Origin of the sequence: Paenibacillus sp. PSB04, from assembly GCF_025809195.1 — a bacterium.
Classification (GTDB): domain Bacteria; phylum Bacillota; class Bacilli; order Paenibacillales; family Paenibacillaceae; genus Paenibacillus_AQ; species Paenibacillus_AQ favisporus.
On the sequence record NZ_CP081301.1, the window covers coordinates 3,241,824 to 3,258,748 of the forward strand.

General features: G+C 55.4%; 19 protein-coding genes. 14 read left to right on the forward strand and 5 right to left on the reverse strand.

All coding sequences use genetic code 11. The features are described from left to right. Window positions 1-37 precede the first annotated feature (37 nt). Window positions 38-499, reverse strand: a complete 462-nt coding sequence (locus tag K2F33_RS14930) for a DinB family protein (protein WP_263882112.1) — start codon at window positions 497-499, stop codon at window positions 38-40. Between the two features lie 286 nt (window positions 500-785). Here K2F33_RS14930 and gpmA point away from each other — a divergent pair, with 286 nt between their 5' ends. From gpmA to K2F33_RS14945, 3 genes are all read left to right on the forward strand, one after another. Beyond that, on the forward strand, window positions 786-1,535 hold the full coding sequence (gene gpmA, locus K2F33_RS14935) for a 2,3-diphosphoglycerate-dependent phosphoglycerate mutase (protein WP_263882113.1): 750 nt from the start codon (window positions 786-788) through the stop codon (window positions 1,533-1,535). A 160-nt stretch (window positions 1,536-1,695) separates the two neighbouring features. Next, on the forward strand, window positions 1,696-2,046 hold the full coding sequence (locus tag K2F33_RS14940) for a DUF1904 family protein (RefSeq protein ID WP_089548421.1): 351 nt from the start codon (window positions 1,696-1,698) through the stop codon (window positions 2,044-2,046). A gap of 128 nt (window positions 2,047-2,174) precedes the next feature. Then, a complete protein-coding gene (locus K2F33_RS14945) occupies window positions 2,175-3,104 on the forward strand; it encodes a manganese-dependent inorganic pyrophosphatase (RefSeq protein WP_089548420.1) in 930 nt (309 codons plus the stop codon). A 158-nt stretch (window positions 3,105-3,262) separates the two neighbouring features. Here K2F33_RS14945 and K2F33_RS14950 read toward each other — a convergent pair whose 3' ends face one another. Continuing rightward, window positions 3,263-3,445, reverse strand: a complete 183-nt coding sequence (locus K2F33_RS14950; protein ID WP_186320366.1) for a hypothetical protein — start codon at window positions 3,443-3,445, stop codon at window positions 3,263-3,265. Between the two features lie 240 nt (window positions 3,446-3,685). Between K2F33_RS14950 and K2F33_RS14955 the strand changes: the two genes are divergently transcribed. The 3 genes from K2F33_RS14955 (at window position 3,686) to K2F33_RS14965 (ending at window position 6,154) form a co-directional block, all read left to right on the forward strand. Then, window positions 3,686-4,222, forward strand: a complete 537-nt coding sequence (locus K2F33_RS14955) for a GNAT family N-acetyltransferase (RefSeq protein WP_263882114.1) — start codon at window positions 3,686-3,688, stop codon at window positions 4,220-4,222. A gap of 164 nt (window positions 4,223-4,386) precedes the next feature. Further along, window positions 4,387-5,142: a class I SAM-dependent methyltransferase gene (locus K2F33_RS14960; protein ID WP_263882115.1), complete on the forward strand. Its 756-nt coding sequence runs from the start codon at window positions 4,387-4,389 to the stop codon at window positions 5,140-5,142. A 19-nt stretch (window positions 5,143-5,161) separates the two neighbouring features. Continuing rightward, window positions 5,162-6,154 (forward strand): MBL fold metallo-hydrolase, encoded by a 993-nt coding sequence (locus K2F33_RS14965; protein ID WP_263882117.1) that lies wholly within the window; start codon window positions 5,162-5,164, stop codon window positions 6,152-6,154. Window positions 6,155-6,307: 153 nt separating this feature from the next. Here K2F33_RS14965 and K2F33_RS14970 read toward each other — a convergent pair whose 3' ends face one another. Then, a complete protein-coding gene (locus K2F33_RS14970; protein WP_076174206.1) occupies window positions 6,308-6,886 on the reverse strand; it encodes a phosphatidylglycerophosphatase A family protein in 579 nt (192 codons plus the stop codon). 224 nt (window positions 6,887-7,110) lie between these two features. On the opposite strand from K2F33_RS14970, the gene K2F33_RS14975 reads away from it, so the two are divergent. The 4 genes from K2F33_RS14975 to K2F33_RS14990 all read left to right on the forward strand — a co-directional run bounded on the left by K2F33_RS14975 (window position 7,111) and on the right by K2F33_RS14990 (window position 10,767). After that, entirely contained in the window at window positions 7,111-8,187 is a 1,077-nt protein-coding gene (locus K2F33_RS14975; RefSeq protein ID WP_076174208.1) for a GerMN domain-containing protein, read from the forward strand. Window positions 8,188-8,270: 83 nt separating this feature from the next. Beyond that, entirely contained in the window at window positions 8,271-9,032 is a 762-nt protein-coding gene (gene rph, locus K2F33_RS14980) for a ribonuclease PH (protein WP_076174210.1), read from the forward strand. Between the two features lies 1 nt (window position 9,033). Then, entirely contained in the window at window positions 9,034-9,657 is a 624-nt protein-coding gene (locus K2F33_RS14985) for an XTP/dITP diphosphatase (RefSeq protein WP_212971248.1), read from the forward strand. A gap of 240 nt (window positions 9,658-9,897) precedes the next feature. Further along, on the forward strand, window positions 9,898-10,767 hold the full coding sequence (locus tag K2F33_RS14990) for an endonuclease/exonuclease/phosphatase family protein (RefSeq protein ID WP_263882118.1): 870 nt from the start codon (window positions 9,898-9,900) through the stop codon (window positions 10,765-10,767). An 84-nt stretch (window positions 10,768-10,851) separates the two neighbouring features. Here K2F33_RS14990 and K2F33_RS14995 read toward each other — a convergent pair whose 3' ends face one another. Next, on the reverse strand, window positions 10,852-12,057 hold the full coding sequence (locus K2F33_RS14995; RefSeq protein WP_145029194.1) for an SLC45 family MFS transporter: 1,206 nt from the start codon (window positions 12,055-12,057) through the stop codon (window positions 10,852-10,854). 172 nt (window positions 12,058-12,229) lie between these two features. Here K2F33_RS14995 and fucU point away from each other — a divergent pair, with 172 nt between their 5' ends. Beyond that, the gene (fucU, locus tag K2F33_RS15000; RefSeq protein WP_163881484.1) at window positions 12,230-12,658 is read left to right on the forward strand and encodes an L-fucose mutarotase; all 429 of its coding nucleotides are present in this window, start codon (window positions 12,230-12,232) and stop codon (window positions 12,656-12,658) included. A 124-nt stretch (window positions 12,659-12,782) separates the two neighbouring features. Here fucU and K2F33_RS15005 read toward each other — a convergent pair whose 3' ends face one another. Continuing rightward, a complete protein-coding gene (locus tag K2F33_RS15005) occupies window positions 12,783-13,688 on the reverse strand; it encodes a serine hydrolase domain-containing protein (RefSeq protein WP_263882119.1) in 906 nt (301 codons plus the stop codon). A gap of 550 nt (window positions 13,689-14,238) precedes the next feature. On the opposite strand from K2F33_RS15005, the gene K2F33_RS15010 reads away from it, so the two are divergent. Genes K2F33_RS15010 through K2F33_RS15020 form a run of 3 tightly spaced genes read left to right on the forward strand, consistent with a single transcriptional unit; the run spans window position 14,239 to window position 16,898 of the window. After that, complete coding sequence (locus tag K2F33_RS15010; protein WP_089548411.1) at window positions 14,239-15,003, forward strand: alpha/beta hydrolase; 765 nt, start codon at window positions 14,239-14,241, stop codon at window positions 15,001-15,003. A gap of 14 nt (window positions 15,004-15,017) precedes the next feature. Further along, a complete protein-coding gene (locus tag K2F33_RS15015; RefSeq protein ID WP_076174221.1) occupies window positions 15,018-15,977 on the forward strand; it encodes an ABC transporter permease in 960 nt (319 codons plus the stop codon). Between the two features lie 18 nt (window positions 15,978-15,995). Continuing rightward, window positions 15,996-16,898 (forward strand): carbohydrate ABC transporter permease, encoded by a 903-nt coding sequence (locus tag K2F33_RS15020; RefSeq protein WP_076174223.1) that lies wholly within the window; start codon window positions 15,996-15,998, stop codon window positions 16,896-16,898. Window positions 16,899-16,925: the final 27 nt, after the last annotated feature.

Below are 16,925 nucleotides of genomic sequence, written 5' to 3' on the forward strand. Positions count from 1 at the left end.
AGAGAAGGGCTGCCTTGTGCTGTCTGCTGACCCGATATCAGGCCAGCTTCTTCAGCATGGCGTTGATCATGCCGGCATGCGATGCCTCATGATTAATGTTCATGACCAGCAGCTCGTCGATCGTCTCGGCTTTGGCAAAGTTGTCCGCTTTGGCGACTGGCTGATTTAGGTCGTCACCAAGCTGCTCTTGGAACACGCGAATCTGCTCGGTGAGCTGCGAAATCAGGGTATCCCACGCCGGTGCCTCGCCCTGCCAATCCGCCGGTTTCGTCCCTGAAGCAAAATAAGGGCGATATTCTGCCGGAATGATGCCGTCCTTGCCGCTGTACTGGAGCACGAGCATGTCGGATATGACCAGCAAATGCCCGAGATGCCAGTGGATATTGTTGTTGAATCCGTCAGGGACGATATCCCGCTTGGATTCAGGCAGCGCGGACACCTTGTTGATGATGCCCGTGCGCACGCGCTCGATTTGGCCGAACAAATAAGCATTTCTCATTATTGTACCTCCGTCGTTCTCCGATTATGATGTAACAGTAGTTATTGAAATCTGCCCGGCCAGGGAGGCAACCCGGGCGTACGTCCCGGAGTCTACCCCAGAGGGAACCTCTGCAGAGCATGTGTTGAGAAGGGTCCGCAAACAATAGTCCTGTTAGAGACGGCAGCTCACCCGCAGCCTGTATGCAAAATGATTGGAATGAAAAGAAAAAGTTTAAAAAATGCTTGTCGGTTAAAAGCTATACCGGTAGTTTGTTGCGAGTAAGGCAGTAAAGGAGTGTGGCACCATGTACAAGGTGGTTCTGGTCAGACATGGGGAAAGCGAGTGGAACCGCGAGAACCGGTTCACCGGCTGGACGGACGTCGATCTGACGGACAAAGGGGTCCAGGAAGCGATCAAGGCCGGGCATCTGCTGCAGGATATTCCCTATGAAATCGATATTGCATATACGTCCGTATTAAAGCGGGCGATCAAAACGCTGAATTATATTTTGGACGTCAACGACCTGCTGTGGATCCCGATCCGCAAATCGTGGAAACTGAACGAACGGCATTACGGCGCGCTACAGGGACTTAACAAAGAGGAGACGGCGAAGAAATACGGCGCGGAGCAGGTCATGCTGTGGCGCCGGAGCTACGACGTACCCCCGCTGCAGATTACGGCCGACGATGACCGCTACCCGCCCAAGGATAAGCGCTACGGCAACTTGACGAAGCAGGAGATTCCGCTGGGAGAAAGCCTGAAGGATACGATCGCACGCGTGCTCCCTTACTGGGAAGCGGAGATCGTGCCGCAGATCAAGGCGGGCAAGAAGGTGCTCGTCGTCGCGCACGGGAACAGCCTGCGGGCCTTGATGAAGGTGCTGGAAAATATCAGCGAGGAGGACATCGTGGATCTGAACATCCCGACCGCGGTGCCGATCCTGTACGAGCTGGACGACGATTTGAAGCCGCTGAACCGCCATTTTCTGGGGAGCCCGGAACGCGTGCAGGAGAAAATCGACGTCGTCGCCAACCCGGCAAAAATTATGGAATAACGGCGTCAGCCATCGGATTGGGGTATCAGCAGTATCCATTGGCATTTAGGAGTGATCTCTTCGGGAGGTGACTCCTTTGCCGTTTTTATGGTAGGTTAGTAATGCCGATATATTTAGATCGGGCACAGCTTTAGAAAGAAAGAGAAAGAAGGGAACGGCTTTGCCTTTTGTCAGATTTACAGGTTTTGAAAAGAATGTGGTGGAGACCGCCGCACCGGCCATTATCGAATGCATTTCAGGAATCGCCAACATTCCGGAAGAAATCGTCAAAATTGAGCTTTTACATGTGGAAAAAATCACAAACAGCCCCCGGTCCGTGGAAATTTTCATGTTCCCGCGTGAGGAAGAGAAGCATCATGCGATCGCCGAGAACATCAACCGGATCCTCGAGAACCTTGGTTGCCCGCATACCCATATTTTTTATGTGCTGCTGAATCCGTCGCTGTATTATAAAGAGGGCCAGCCGCTGAAGCGGATTCCGGCCAAGACGCCTCCCGAAATCAGGCTGTAATCAAGCCTTCAGGAATAAATCTCTGTAAAGGAATTGGAATATAGCCCAATTCCCGCTATAATCGTATGTAGATTACGGCATGAACCAAGTCTTCATTTATTCCAAATGATAAAGGAGCAGTTGAAACCATGGCAAAAACATTAATTTTCGGGCACAAAAACCCGGACACGGACACGATCACATCGGCGATCGTATACTCTTACCTCAAAAATAAGATCGGCCATAATACGGAGCCGGTTCGTTTGGGCGCCGTCAACGGCGAAACGCAGTTTGCGCTGGATTATTTCAAAGCCGAGGCCCCTCGCCAAGTGGAAACCGTGGCTAACGAAGCAAGCGAGGTTATTCTCGTTGACCATAATGAGCGCCAGCAAAGCGCTAGCGACATCGATCAGGTGCGCGTGAGCGAGGTCATCGACCACCACCGCATTGCGAATTTCGAGACAAGCCATCCGCTGTACTACCGCGCAGAGCCTGTAGGCTGCACGGCAACGATCCTGAACAAGCTGTTCAAGGAAAAAGGTGTTGAAGTTACGCCGCAAATCGCCGGACTGATGGTATCCGCGATCGTATCCGATACGCTCCTGCTGAAATCCCCGACCTGCACCGAGGAGGACGTAGCCGCTGCACGCGAGCTCGCCGACATCGCCGGAGTGAACCTGGAGCAGTACGGACTGGACATGCTTAAAGCGGGTGCAGATGTCAGCAGCAAGACGATTGCCGAGCTGATCTCCCTGGACGCCAAAGAATTCCAAATGGGCAGCAGCAAAGTGGAAATCGCCCAAGTGAACACGGTGGACCCTAACGACGTCCTGAACCGTCAGGCTGAACTGGAGGACGCCCTGAACGCGATCATCAGCGAGAAAGGTCTCGATCTGTTCGTGTTTGTCGTAACGGATATCCTGAACAACGATTCCGTGGCGCTGGCCCTCGGAAAATCCGCTGCTGCGGTTGAAACGGCTTATAACGTGAAGCTTGAGAACAATACGGCCGTATTGAAAGGCGTTGTATCGCGTAAATCGCAAATCGTACCGGTGCTGACCGAAACGCTGAGCAAATAATTACATTGAACGGCTGAACAGAAGCAGGCTGATTCCTTGAAAGGGGAGGACGGCCTGCTCGTTCTATTTTTGCGATCGAAATCAAAAAACCTGTTCATCGCTGAACAGGTCTGTTGGATTAGCTTCTGTGTATCTGGGAGAAGGGATTGTGTTGCCAGTTAAGCTTCTTCGTCGTCTTCTTCATCTTCGGCTTCTTCGTCTTCGTCCTCATCCGCCTCTTCTACGAATTCGGATTCTTCCTCGTCTTCCGCCTCTTCATCTTCTTCTTCGATGTCGTCGATCTGCTCTTCCTGTTCTGCTTCTTCGTCAGCCATCAAGATGTCCAATTCCAAATGTTCCATATCTAATCCCTCCAATTTTTAAAACACTATGATTAGTGCATATTTACTATATCACCAGTCTGGTAAAAGGTTTGTCGCAATATGGGCCGGGTTCCGCATTATTTTCCGCTATATTTCGGCAAATGATGGCGGCTGTGGCAGCTCTCCTAATGCTTTTCATTTAAGGGGGTCGACACCGAAAGGCAGATGGATTAATCTGGATTCAATTCATTCAATGCGGTTCGAAGGAGGAGACATGAAATGAGGCTGGAGACGAACAGGCTGGTCATCCGCGAGTTTGTGCCGGAAGACTGGGAGAGCGTACACCGGTACGCATCAGATCCCAAAGTTACCCGTTATACCCTTTGGGGTCCGAATACCGAGGAAGAAACGAAGGACTATGTCGCAGGCATGGAGGCGATGCAGCAGAAAGAGCCAAGGACCCATTACGAGTGGGCGGTAATCCGGAAAACGGACGGGGAGCTGATCGGCGGCTGCGGAATCAACGTCTCGGGCTCGAACGGAGAAATCGGCTATTGCTTCCATGCGGATCATTGGGGCCAAGGCTATGCTTCGGAATGCGCGAAGGCGATGCTGGAATTCGGTTTCCGGCAGCTGGGAGTACACCGGATTTATGCGACCTGCCGCCCGGAAAATATCGGGTCCGAGCGGGTCATGCAGAAGATCGGCATGCAAAAGGAGGGCTATCTCCGCGAGCATATGCCGACGAATAAAGGAGGCTTTGCGAATTCCTGGCTGTATTCGATTCTATCGCATGAATATATGCCTGAGTCGTAAACCGGGACAGTCCTATATCGGCTCGATTCATACAATCCCATGGTGCGTCGAATCCTATACTGCATACGGCGGGTACAGGCTGGCAGCCGGCTGGTTTCAACCGTCCTTTTTGAATGTAATAATTCATGGAACCGACTCACATACACAGGAGGATGACGCAGAGGATGAAGGATTGGTATGAAAAAAGCTTTGGAGAGGATTATCTCCTGGTATATAAGCACCGTGACATCGAAGGGGCAGCCCGGGAGGTCAAGACGATGATCTCCTGGCTGGATCTGCCGCCAGGGGCGCAGGTGCTCGACTTGTGCTGCGGAACAGGCAGACACTCCCTCGCACTGGTGGACGCGGGCTACCGCGTCACCGGGGTTGACCTCTCCGACGTACTGCTGCGGGAGGCCCGGAGGCTGGACACGAAGGAGCGGGTGGAATGGCGGCAGGCCGATATGCGTGAGCTTCCGCTGGAAGGCGGGTTTGACGCCGTCGTCAATCTGTTTACGTCGTTCGGGTATTTTCGCGAGGACGGGGAGCAGCTCAAGGTACTCCGGGAGATTTGCCGAATGCTGAAACCCGGAGGGTGGTTTATCATCGACTTCATGAACTCTCCTTATGTCCGGAGACATCTGGTTCCGGCATCGGATCGGGAGGAGGAAGGGCAGCGGATCGTGGAGAAGCGCCGAATCGAAGGGGATTTTGTCATCAAGGACATCTCCATATCGGATATGTACGGCACCAAGGGCACACGGGAGTATCACGAGCGGGTGAAGCTGTACACGCGCGGCCGGCTGGAGGAAATGCTGCGGGAAGCCGGGCTCATGACAGACGAAGTGTACGGCGGCTATAATGAGGGAGTCGATTATGACGAGGGGCGCTCACAGCGGATGATTTTTGTGGGACGGCGCCCGCAAGAAGAGAAAGCATAAATGAAAGAAGGACGGGGCATTGAATATACCCGAGATTACGCACTACGAAGACGGCATCATTCAGGTAAAGATGGCGATGTCATACCCTTTGCGCTGGGTAAACAGCTATATTCTGCGGGGGCCTTCAGGCGGGATTACGGTGATCGATCCGGGACCGCGGACCGCGGAGAATGAAGCTGCCTGGAATAAGGCATTGGATGAGCTGGGCATCCCTTTCGGGAACGTGGAGTCGGTCGTGCTTACGCACCATCATCCCGATCATTTGGGATTGTCGGGGTGGTTCCAGGAAAAGGCGGGCTGCCCGGTCCGGATGTCCGCGCGGGCGGCGGAGGAAATGCAGCGGATGTGGGGCGAGGCATCCACGATGAATGACGACCTGCCGCTATTGTTTCGGCAGCATGGCATGCCGGAGGCATGGACAAGCCAGCTGCCCGCCCATTTGGAGAGCTTCTTCCCGCAGGTGGAGCCGCTGCCTTCGGCGCTGCCGCTGACCGAAGGGGAGCCGCTGGAGATGGGCGGGCGGCGATGGACCCCCATCGAAACGTGGGGCCATGCGCCAGGCCATATGTCGCTGCTGCATGAGGAGAGCGGGGTCATGCTGTGCGGAGATGCGGTGCTGCCGCAGATCTCCCCGAACGTCAGCCTGCTGCCCGGAAGCGATCCTGAGCCGCTGCATTCGTTTCTGAACGGGCTCAGGAAGCTGCAGGGCTTCCAGGTAAAACGGGCCTATCCGGGACACCGGAATCCGTTTGACCATGTTGAAGCCCGGCTTGAGGCGCTCCTGCAGCATCATGAAGAGCGGCTGGTTCGGGTGCTGGGACGGATTCAGGCAGGGCCGGCGACCGGTTTTGAGCTGTGCACCGCCCTGTTCGGCACCGCGCTCGGCATTCACCAGATGCGCTTCGCCATGTGCGAGACGCTGGCGCATACGCAGGAGCTGGAGCGGCGCGGCCAGGTCAGGAAGGTGCCGGGTGAAGACGGCATCTTCCGATATGAAGCCGCCGTTACATAGCGGCAGGAAGAGCGGGAAGGACGGCCAAGAGGCCGTCCTTGTTTGCGTTCGGAGCGCTGCATTAGTCCGGCTCCGAACCTTCTGCGTTATTTTCCTCGCCAAATGACAAGAGGAGGGCTGACGAATCAGCTCTCCTCAATGATGAAAGATGTTTTAGTGATCTTCGGGAAGCCGAACCTCTTCAGGCCCGTCTCCCGTTTCCTTCTCCGCCTGCTTGCCGTGCGCGATCCGGCTGCTGGCCGCCGCGGCGACCGCGCCGACGATATCGTCCAGGAACGTATGGGTTTCCCCGGTGCTTTTGTCATTCAGGCGCTCCAGCACGCCGGGCTTGAGCTTATCGATATACCCGTAATTCGTAAAGCCGATGCTGCCGTATACGTTCACGATGGAAAAGGCCAGCACTTCGTCGACGCCATACAGGCTCTCGTCATTTTCCAGCATGTCCTGCAGCGGGGAGAGCAGCTTGCCCTGCTCGGCCAGCATATCGAGCTGGATGCCGGTCAGCACCGCGTTTTGCACCTCGCGCTTGCTCAGCACTTTCTCCACGTTCAGGATGCATTCCTCCATCGTCAGGTTCGGATAGTACTTTTTCTGCAGCAGCATAACGAGCTCGGCGATCTCCTCCACCCTCACGCCCCGGTTATGAAGCCATTCCCGCGTCGCTTCGGATACCTTTTTACTGTTTAAGCTGTATGGAATTTTTGCTTGCTTTGCCTCATTTGCTTCACTCATTACGTCACCCCGTCATCCAAGTAGTATGTAACTTCACGCAATTTGATTGTATGTTTTGCAGTATATCTTTGTCCAGTTATGCCCATTTTGACGCATCCTCAAGCAGCAGGGTAGGCGCGAGGGGCCTGAATAAAATTAATATGGACCGGCTGTTATTTTTTCGGAAGGGGGCTCGTATACATGGTAGTACAAACTGTACAAAATGATTAGGAGGAACCAGACTTATGACCAAGCTTAACAAAATTCGCGGCATTTCCGCCGCCGGATTGCTGGCCGTTCCCGTTATCCTGTCCGGCTGCGGTTTGTTCGGGACCCATTCGGCTTCGGAAGACATCGATGCGCCGCCGAAGGCGGTCGAGGAGCAGATGCTCAATATGTCGGACGGCACAGGCACCACAGGCGCCAAGGCTAAGGCCGAGCTCACCGGCACCCCGACGACCGTGTATTTGGCGGACGGGAACGGGATGCTTGCCCCCGTCACCCTCGGTCTGCCGGAAGTAAAGGATAAAACTTCGGTTCAGCTGTCGGTGGAAACGCTCGTCTCCGGCGGTGCCTATGCCAAATATATTCCGGAAGGCTTCACGGGCGTCCTGCCTGCAGGAACCGAGGTCAAGAAGGTCACGGTGGACAAGGATAACAAGCTGGCTGTTGTCGAGTTTAACAGTGCATTCACAAAATACAAAGCGCCGGATGAACGCAAAATTCTCGAATCACTGGCCTGGACCCTGACCGGTAATGCGGATGTGCAAAAGGTCCAGCTGTGGGTTGACGGCAAGAAGCTGTCGGAAATGCCTGTAGGGGGCACTCCGCTGGATCAGCCGCTCAGCCGGAGCATGGGCATCAATCTGGAAGTCGGGCAGGGGGCCACGCTGACGAATTCGTCGCCAGTCACCGTTTACTTCTCGGCGGCATCGCCGGCCGGCATCCAGTATTACGTTCCGGTAACGCGGCTTGTCAAACCGGGACAGGACGCGCTGCAGTCGGCACTCGCCGAACTGATCCGCGGTCCGCAGGAGACAGACGGCCTGGAACAAGTCATGACCGACGAGACGCAGCTGCAGTCCGTGAAGAAGGAGAAGGATGGCACGGTAACGGTATCCTTGAAGGAAGACATGTTCGCCGAAGGCGATGCGGTACCGACCGAAATGCTCCAGTCCGTCGTGCTGACGGTGGCGGAAAACGCGGGGAATCCTAAGGTCAAAATCGAGCTGAACGGGGAGTCCAAGGTCGTCGGAACCGACAATCTGGACTACAGCCAGCCGGTCACACGCCCCGATTATATTAACGAAATCCCGCTTTAAGGGCAGCTCAGGGTGTTTTTATCCCTCCATTTTGGTAAAATAAAGGTTGCTTAAACAGGATGCGAACGAAGTAGGAGGCAGAAATGATGAGATCAAACGGACGCAGCAGCCATCAGCTTAGGCCGATGAATTTGACAGTGAACGTAAACAAGTACGCGGAAGGCTCCGTGTTCATTGAAATGGGGGACACCAAAGTCCTTTGCACCGCCACGGTGGACGAGAAGGTTCCTCCTTTTTTGAAAGGACAGGGGAAAGGCTGGGTAACGGCGGAGTATTCGATGCTGCCCCGGGCGACGCAATCCCGCAACCAGCGGGAAGCCGCGCGCGGCAAACTCAGCGGACGTACGATGGAAATTCAGCGGCTGATCGGCAGAGCGCTACGCTCCGTTGTGAATTTGCAGGCGCTGGGCGAGCGGACCATCACGCTGGATTGCGACGTCATTCAGGCAGACGGAGGTACCCGCACGACGTCGATTACGGGATCGTTTGTGGCGATGGCCATTGCGATCAACAAAATCGCCCAGCAGCACAAGCTGCCGGTGTTCCCGATTACCGACTTTCTGGCTTCGGTCAGCGTCGGGGTGGTCGGTGAAGAGCCGCTGCTTGATCTGAATTATGAGGAAGATTCGAAGGCGAAGGTGGACATGAACCTCGTCATGACCGGCAGCGGCGCGTTCGTTGAGCTGCAGGGAACCGGCGAGGAAAGCCCGTTCACACGGCAGGAGCTTGATGAGCTCTTGAAGCTTGGAGAGCAGGGCATCCGCGAGCTGATCGCCAAGCAGAAGGAAGCTCTTGGCCCCATTGCGCTGATGATCGGCTCGGGACAAGCCGGAAGAGAGGCCTAGCATGATTCCGGCGGGCGATACGATTATTGTGGCGACGAAGAACAAAGGGAAGGTCAAGGAGTTTGAGCATGCCTTCGCCCCGCTGGGCAAACAGGTGAAAAGCATGTTCGACTATCCCGGCATCCCGGATGTAGTGGAGGACGGGAACACGTTTGCGGAGAATGCGCTGAAGAAAGCCAAAACCGTAGGCGATGCCCTCGGGCTTCCGGTGCTGGCCGATGATTCCGGCTTATGCGTTGACGAGCTGGAAGGCCGTCCGGGCGTGTACTCCGCCCGGTTTGCGGGTGAGCATGCCACGGATGAGCAGAACAACGAGAAGCTGCTGCAAATGCTGGAGGACAAAAAGATGGGCGCGGACGTTCAGGATTCACTGCTCAGCCCGGCGAGCTTTGTCTGCACGCTGATACTGTATGATCCGGCAACGGGCGGCTTCATTGAGGCCTCCGGCTCGGTTCAGGGCTGGATTACCGCCGACCGCGCCGGCTCGGGCGGTTTCGGGTACGATCCGCTATTCTATCTTCCCGAATACGGGAAAACGATGGCCGAGCTGACGATGGAGGAAAAGCAGGCGATCAGCCACCGCGGAGCGGCGCTCCGCAGCCTGATGGCCAAGCTGGCCCCATAAATAAAGATGATTCCGCTGAAGGCTGCTCCTTTGGATCTACCTGATCCAAGGGGCGGCCTTTTCGCCGTGTCCTGTATTGACGTCCCACCTAGGAGATCCCGCAAAGCAGAGCACGATCATATCAAAGCTGTGAACCCGTCTGAAGGGGATGAATCGTACCTTTAACCAAATTTTGTGATCGCTTTCCGGCGGATTATGGTAGAATGGGCGTGCGCAAACTTTGAGAAATGAGGTGTTGATGTGAGCAACACAGCCATACCGGAGATGGAGCTCCGGTTCATGTCGTATAACATCAAAAACGACTATGACAAGGAAGGCGAGAATACATGGAACAGCCGGCGGGACCTGGTTGCCGGAATCGTCCGCTTCCACCGCGCCGACTTGGTCGGCATGCAGGAGGTGCTGCATAACCAGCTGACGGATCTGGAAGAGCGTCTGCCGGAGTACGGCTGGATCGGAGCCGGCCGGGAGGACGGGAAGCAGGACGGCGAATACGCCTGCATCTTTTACCTAAAGCAGCGGCTGGAGCCGCTGGAGCACGGACATTTCTGGCTGTCCGAAGAGCCGGAGAAGCCGGGCAAATTAGGCTGGGACGCAGCCTGCACCCGGATGGTAACCTGGTGCCGGTTCAAAGATACATATACGGGAAAAGAATTTATCCATCTGAACACTCATTTTGATCACATCGGTGTGGAGGCGGTCAAGCAGAGCGCGCATTTGATCAAAAGCCGGATCCGGGACTTGGTGGAAAAGGGCGCCGCGGTGCTGACCGGGGATTTCAACGTCACCAGCGATTCGGAAGCCTACCGCGTCCTCTGCGGCGACGAAGAGGGCGGGGCTCTGCTGCGTGATGCGGCGGTCAGTGCGGATTACCGCCATTTCGGCCCGGCATTCACCTTCCAAGGCTTTGACTCCCGGGAAACGGCCGCGCGGCTGTTCCCTGCGTATTTGAACTCGGGCGAGGAGCATGGTCTCGAGTTCGAGAGCGCCATCGATTTTATTTTCGTGACCCGCGGGGTACGGGTGCGCAATTTTGGCGTGATCACCGACCACCGCCAGGGCAAAATGCCGTCCGACCATTTTCCGGTGGTCGCCGACCTGCTGGTGTAGCAGGTATTGACAATTCGCATATAGCAAAAAAACATCCGCTTGGCTTCGTCAGCCGCGGATGTTTTTTTGTCATACGCCATCTGTTTATCCGTTTAGCGTCGCCGTCTCGGACCCTGCGCCGGCCGTTTTGCCGTCATGGCGGACCATCGTCAGGAACAGCAGAGCGATCAGCAGGCTGGCCGACGCGACGACAAACAAGGAGGCGTAGCCGAACTGGTCGATGATCAGCCCGAGCAGCGGCGGCGAAGTGATTGCGGCCAGGGAGGACACGAGGTAATACAGTCCGGTTCGGGTTCCGATGCTCGCTTCGCTTCCGGTCGATACGATGAACGGATAGGAATTAATATTGATGCACGCCCAGAAGATGCCGCCGAGGGCAAGCAGCACGCGGAGCGGTCCCACGGTCCCGATGAACGGAACGGCCGCGAACACGAGAAACAGGCCGGCGACGCCCGTCAGGATGATCTTCTTCTTCCCGTACCGGTTGCCGAGCCAGCCGCTCGGGATGGCAAACAGAACGAAGAACAGCGAAAAGAAGGTCAGGGAGAAGGAAGCGGCGCTTTCCTGCAGCCCCATATGATGCTTGCCGTAAAGCGTAAACAACGATTCGACGCCTTGATACCCGACGAACCAGAAAAAGATGGCGATCAGCAGCAGCACCGTCGTCCGGTCCAGCTCGCCGCGCAGCTTGATCCGGCTTCCTTCCTGCGGCGCGGAGGAAGGTGTGGAACCGCTTCCCCGAACGGGGACGAAGCGGTACAGGATCCACAGCGACAGCAGGGTGATGACCGCCGCGGCGATAAACGGGAAGGAGCGGTTCTGGTTGTACAGCAGCGATCCGCCGGCAAACGCGAGAATGCCGCCTACGCCGCCCATGAAGTTGATGACGCCGTTGGCTTTGGTCCGCTTCCCTTCCGGCGTGATGTCCGGCATGAGCGCGATCGTTGGCGAGCGGTAGAGGCTCATCGCCAGGTTCATCAGCATCATGAACAGGACCAGCGTCAGCAGACTGGTGTGAAAGGGGATCAGGACGACGAACAGGGCAGCGAGCGGCATCCCGATAAGCAGGTAGGGCATCCGCTTGCCGAAACGGGAGACGGTCCGGTCGCTCCGGTTGCCGATCCATGGCTGCAGGAACAGGGCGAAATAGTTGTCGATGGTCATCATGAAGCCGATCCACGCGGCGCTCTTCAGATACGGATCGAGGAAAAACGGAACAAACGCATTGTACAGCGCCCAGGTGATGCTGATGCTGAAAAATCCGAAGCCAAGCAGCCAGGTCTTTTTCATGGACGACAAATCCTCCGTTTCGTGTTAGGGTTCATTTTCCACTATTATACAACGGCAGTGTATCCGGTAGCTTCATGCGATTGTAAAAATTATTTCAGGAAGGATATTCCTGCCGCGTGTCGTATTATGTTTCAGGACACCCCAAGTGGGAACATAATAGGAGGTTTTTGTCATGTTGAAAGGAATTTCTGCATTGCTGTCTCCTGAGCTGTTGAAAATATTAAGCGAAATGGGGCACGGGGACGAGATCGTATTCGCCGACGGAAATTTCCCTTCCGCCAGTCTGGCCAAGCGGCTGGTCCGAGCGGACGGCCACGGCATTCCCGAGCTGCTTCAGGCTACGCTTGAGCTGCTGCCCCTGAACAGGTACGTGGAGTACCCCGTCATGCTGATGCAGGTGGTGCCGGGAGATCCGGTGGAAACGCCGGTGTGGGAAGTATACCGCAAGATCGTGCATGAGACGGAAGGGGAAGACATCAAGTTCACCGAATTGGAACGTTTCGAATTTTATGAACGCGCGAAGAAAGCCTACGCGGTTGTGGCGACCGGAGAACGTGCGTTGTACGGCAACCTGATTTTGTCCAAAGGGGTCATTTCTTAAGGGAATGACAGATACGAATGGTCCAGATTCCTCACCCCCAAGCAAGCAAAAACGGTGCTCTCCTCGCCTAAGAGGATGCACCGTTTTGTTGTATTTTCTGACATGTCACGAAAATGTAACACGCTTAGAGCTGGGGCAAAATATCCGCCCAGACGGCGTCGAGAATGCCCTGCATATCATCCTCGTCACTGTTGATGGCGATCACGGCCTCTTTGTCCGGGATGACGACGCAGAACTGTCCACGCATGCCGTCGGCGCGGTACGCTCCGTGCGTGCACATCCAGAATTGGCCGCCGTAACCCGCCCCCCAGTCCGCCGTTCCCGGCGTGTCGATTTGCCTCCGCGTAACCTCGCCGATCCATGCCTCCGGGATCAGCTGGACGCCCTGCCATCGCCCCTTCTGCAGCAGCAGCTGGCCGAACCGGCTCAGTTCTTCGCAGCTGATCCACAGCCCGGTGCAGCCGAGCGTGACGCCCAGCGGCGACGTGTCCCACCGGACATCCCGGATGCTGAGCGGCTCGAACAGCCGCGGCACCAAATAATCGCGCACCGTCTCCCCGACGGCTGCCTGAACTATGGCCGAGATCATAAACGTATCGCCGCTGCTGTACGTGAAGGTCTCGCCGGGCATCCGGTCCAAAGGCAGGGACATATAGTATTTTGCCCAATCCTTCTCCTGCAGCGTTTCCCGCTCTTCCGCCCAGAGCGGCGGCGCATCGTGGCCGGAAGCCATCCGGAGCAGATGACCGAGGGTCAGCTCTCCCGGTGGATAGGCCGAATCCTTCACCGATTTTCCATAATCCGGGAAAAAATCGTTTAACCGTGCATCCAGCGTCAGCTTTTCTTCGGCGATGGCAAGTCCGACCGCCATGCTTGCAAAAGACTTGCTGACCGAATGCTGAAGCCGGCGGGCGTCGCCATTCCGGTCCCAGAGCCCCAGCAGCTGCCCATTTTGCAGCACCCGGACGGATAAAACGTTTAGTTTCCTGCTTCCTGCGTTATCGACAAAACCGCCGATTTGAAATGTCATCGTTAAGCCTTCCTTCCGCTTGATCCCTATGGCTGAAACGGGTTACTGCATATGCCTTTATGCTACAGCCGTCAGGAATAGGATGAAATTTATAGAAACGTTTCCACATTGACTCATTAATCTTGAGATTATTACAGATTACTTTATGTTGTCAACTCTATTTTGTAAGCGGTTACCATTTGCCGTCCGCTAGGGATTTTGTCGCATTAACGTAAGTGAGATCAAGGATTTGCACAAAAATACAGTTCGCTGGGCCTTTGTAAAAAAGGTTGTTGACAGGTTTAGACAACGGGCTTATGATGTTAATCGAAACGATTCGAAAAAATCGCTTTCATCGCCTTTGACGCTCCTGCGGCATCTACCGATAACGCCCGATGAGGCTGAATCGGATCTTGCTTAGGCTGGAACGCAATCGGCGATCAGAAGAACCAATGACGGGCCGAAACTGTCCGTTATCGGCTCAGCCGGGCCGGCTTCCCGAAAGGGGGCTGCTGCTGACTAAGGCGGACAACACGATAGAGCAGTCGAACTGAAATGAAAGGGGTTACATATGGCGCATCTAACGATCGATACCGGCTCGCCTACGCTGCGGATGACGACCAGCATCCATGTGATCTCTCCGGTGGATACCGGCGTCCCCACTTCAAGCACGTTGTATCTTCTGCACGGAGCGGGGGACAACGCCAGCACCTGGCACCGCCTGACGACCGTGGAAATGTTCGCGGCGAGGCACGGCTGTACGGTGATCATGCCGGAAGCAGGACGAAGTTTTTATACCGACATGGTTTACGGGCTGGACTATTTTCACTACATCACGGAGGAGCTCCCCGAGCTGTGCGGGCGCCTGCTGCATTTGAATACCGATCCCGAAAGAACGTTTGTCGCGGGATTGTCGATGGGCGGCTACGGAGCGCTCAAATGCGCGCTCACCTATCCGGAGCGGTACGCCAAAGTCGTATCTTTCTCGGGCGTGACCGACATCCGTCAGCGTCTGAATGACCCGGCGATGCCGGAAGGGATGCGCAGGGAGATGCAGGCCGTTTTCGGACCGGAGCTTGAGGTGAAGCCGGATCAGGATGTGTATGCGCTGTCCGCGAAATTGATCGAAGAGGGCCGAAGGCTGCCGCCGGTACTGTGCTGCTGCGGATCGGAGGATCCGTTCGTCGGAATGAACCGGCAGTTTGCCGCCAGCATGGAGAACAGCCCGTTCGATTTCCGGTACGTTGAGGGACCGGGAACGCATGACTGGCTCTTTTGGGAAGAGCATTTAAAGACCGCTTTTGATTTTCTGTTTGAAGACAAGACCCAAGAATAGTGAGGAGATGCCAATTGAAACCCGCAGCCTTAGGGCCGAACAAAAATGCAAAGGAGCGTTCCAAAACCGGTAATCTGTTTACGGAAATTTGGAAGCACCGGATGACGTATACGCTGCTTATTCCCGGCATCATCTGGCTGATCCTGTTTGCTTATCTGCCGATGGGCGGCTTGTCGCTCGCGTTTAAGCATTACAAAGCCAACATGGGAATTTGGGGCAGCCCTTGGGTCGGCCTGGAGAACTTCAAGTATGTATTCCGCGACCCGACGTTTGCCCAAGCGGTGTGGAGAACACTGTACATCAACATTATCAAGCTGATCATCACCTTCCCGTTCCCGATTCTGCTGGCGCTCCTGCTGAATGAGCTCCGGATGCGGAAGACGAAGAAGCTGTTCCAGACGATCTTTACGTTTCCACAGTTCCTGTCGTGGATCATTGTTTCGGGGATCGTGATCAACGTCCTTTCCTATGACGGCCTGCTGAATAGCGCGCTGCAGCTTCTTGGACTTCCGACGATCAACTTCCTCGGCTCCGAGCCCATGTTCCTGCCGATGCTGATTTTGACGGACATCTGGAAATCCACCGGATGGGGAGCCATCATCTTCCTGGCTGCTATCTCGGGGATCGACCAGGACCAATACGAATCGGCGCAGATCGACGGCGCTTCGCGGATGCAGCAAATTTTCAAAATTACGCTGCCGAACATTTTGCCGACCGTCACGGTCATGTTCATCCTGAACGTGGGCGGCCTGATGTCCGCCGGCTTCGACCAGATCTTCAACTTGGCGAATGCGGCGACGCAGAACGTGTCCCAGGTGCTCGACGTGTACATTTACCGGATCACGTTCCAGTCTTCGACGGACTTCTCGTTCTCGACGGCGGTCAGCTTGTTCCGTTCGCTCGTGAACATGATTCTGCTGCTTGCTGCGGACCGCGTGGCCAAACTGATGGGCGGAGACGGATTGTTCCGTTAGGAAAGGAGTGTTAGAGAGATGAGTACGCATGCTGAGAAACGGCATAAATACCGGGTCGGTAAAATGACGCTTCTCGATTACATCATGTTTATCGTGCTGATTGTGTTGGCTTTAATTATTTTGATTCCGTTCCTGAACGTGATCGCGATTTCGCTCGCCTCACAGAAGGAGTATGCCGATAATCCGATGATGCTGTGGCCGAAGCATCCGACGCTGGACGCCTACCGTGCGCTGTTCGAGGACGGCAGGCTGCTGACGGGCTTCTGGAACACCATTAAAATTCTGGTGGTCGGCCTGCCGCTGAGCTTGTTCCTGACGAGCACGATGGCTTACGGCCTCAGCCGCAACAAGTTCCCGGGGAAAAAGTTTATCTTCTTCCTCGTCCTGTTCACGATGATCTTTAACGGCGGGATTGTGCCGCTGTATCTGGTCATGAAATCGCTGCACCTTACCGGTTCCCTGTGGTCTGTCATCCTGGTAGGAAGCTTCAGTGCCTTCAATATGATCCTGATGATGAACTACTTCCAGGGCCTGCCGGAGTCCTTGATGGAATCCGCGAGGCTCGACGGGGCGGGCGAATGGCGCATCTTGTTCTCCGTCGTCCTTCCGCTCGCGGCGCCGATTATGGCGACCATCACGCTGTTCTACGGCGTGGCCTTCTGGAACGGATGGTATGATGCGATGATCTTCCTGCGAAAAGCGGAAATGCTTCCGCTGCAAAACGTCCTGCGGACCATCATCGTCGAATCGTCGACAAACGTTTCGAATGCGGCCAGCGTGGACGCCCTGAACAAATCCGGTTTTTCCACGGGAATGAAGATGGCTTCGGTCTTCGTATCGATGGTGCCGATCATGTGCTTCTTCCCGATGCTGCAAAAGCACTTCGCCAAAGGGGTGTTAACAGGGGCTATCAAGACCTGATTACACAATAGATTTTTTTTACCACAA

Bases quoted from the DNA above. Each gene is read 5' to 3' on its own strand.
- K2F33_RS14930 (WP_263882112.1), bottom strand. From the start codon at position 499: ATGAGAAATGCTTATTTGTTCGGCCAAATCGAGCGCGTGCGCACGGGC.
- gpmA (WP_263882113.1), top strand. From the start codon at position 786: ATGTACAAGGTGGTTCTGGTCAGACATGGGGAAAGCGAGTGGAACCGC.
- K2F33_RS14945 (WP_089548420.1), top strand. From the start codon at position 2,175: ATGGCAAAAACATTAATTTTCGGGCACAAAAACCCGGACACGGACACG.
- K2F33_RS14950 (WP_186320366.1), bottom strand. From the start codon at position 3,445: ATGGAACATTTGGAATTGGACATCTTGATGGCTGACGAAGAAGCAGAA.
- K2F33_RS14955 (WP_263882114.1), top strand. From the start codon at position 3,686: ATGAGGCTGGAGACGAACAGGCTGGTCATCCGCGAGTTTGTGCCGGAA.
- K2F33_RS14960 (WP_263882115.1), top strand. From the start codon at position 4,387: ATGAAGGATTGGTATGAAAAAAGCTTTGGAGAGGATTATCTCCTGGTA.
- K2F33_RS14970 (WP_076174206.1), bottom strand. From the start codon at position 6,886: ATGAGTGAAGCAAATGAGGCAAAGCAAGCAAAAATTCCATACAGCTTA.
- K2F33_RS14975 (WP_076174208.1), top strand. From the start codon at position 7,111: ATGACCAAGCTTAACAAAATTCGCGGCATTTCCGCCGCCGGATTGCTG.
- rph (WP_076174210.1), top strand. From the start codon at position 8,271: ATGATGAGATCAAACGGACGCAGCAGCCATCAGCTTAGGCCGATGAAT.
- K2F33_RS14985 (WP_212971248.1), top strand. From the start codon at position 9,034: ATGATTCCGGCGGGCGATACGATTATTGTGGCGACGAAGAACAAAGGG.
- K2F33_RS14995 (WP_145029194.1), bottom strand. From the start codon at position 12,057: ATGAAAAAGACCTGGCTGCTTGGCTTCGGATTTTTCAGCATCAGCATC.
- fucU (WP_163881484.1), top strand. From the start codon at position 12,230: ATGTTGAAAGGAATTTCTGCATTGCTGTCTCCTGAGCTGTTGAAAATA.
- K2F33_RS15005 (WP_263882119.1), bottom strand. From the start codon at position 13,688: ATGACATTTCAAATCGGCGGTTTTGTCGATAACGCAGGAAGCAGGAAA.
- K2F33_RS15010 (WP_089548411.1), top strand. From the start codon at position 14,239: ATGGCGCATCTAACGATCGATACCGGCTCGCCTACGCTGCGGATGACG.
- K2F33_RS15020 (WP_076174223.1), top strand. From the start codon at position 15,996: ATGAGTACGCATGCTGAGAAACGGCATAAATACCGGGTCGGTAAAATG.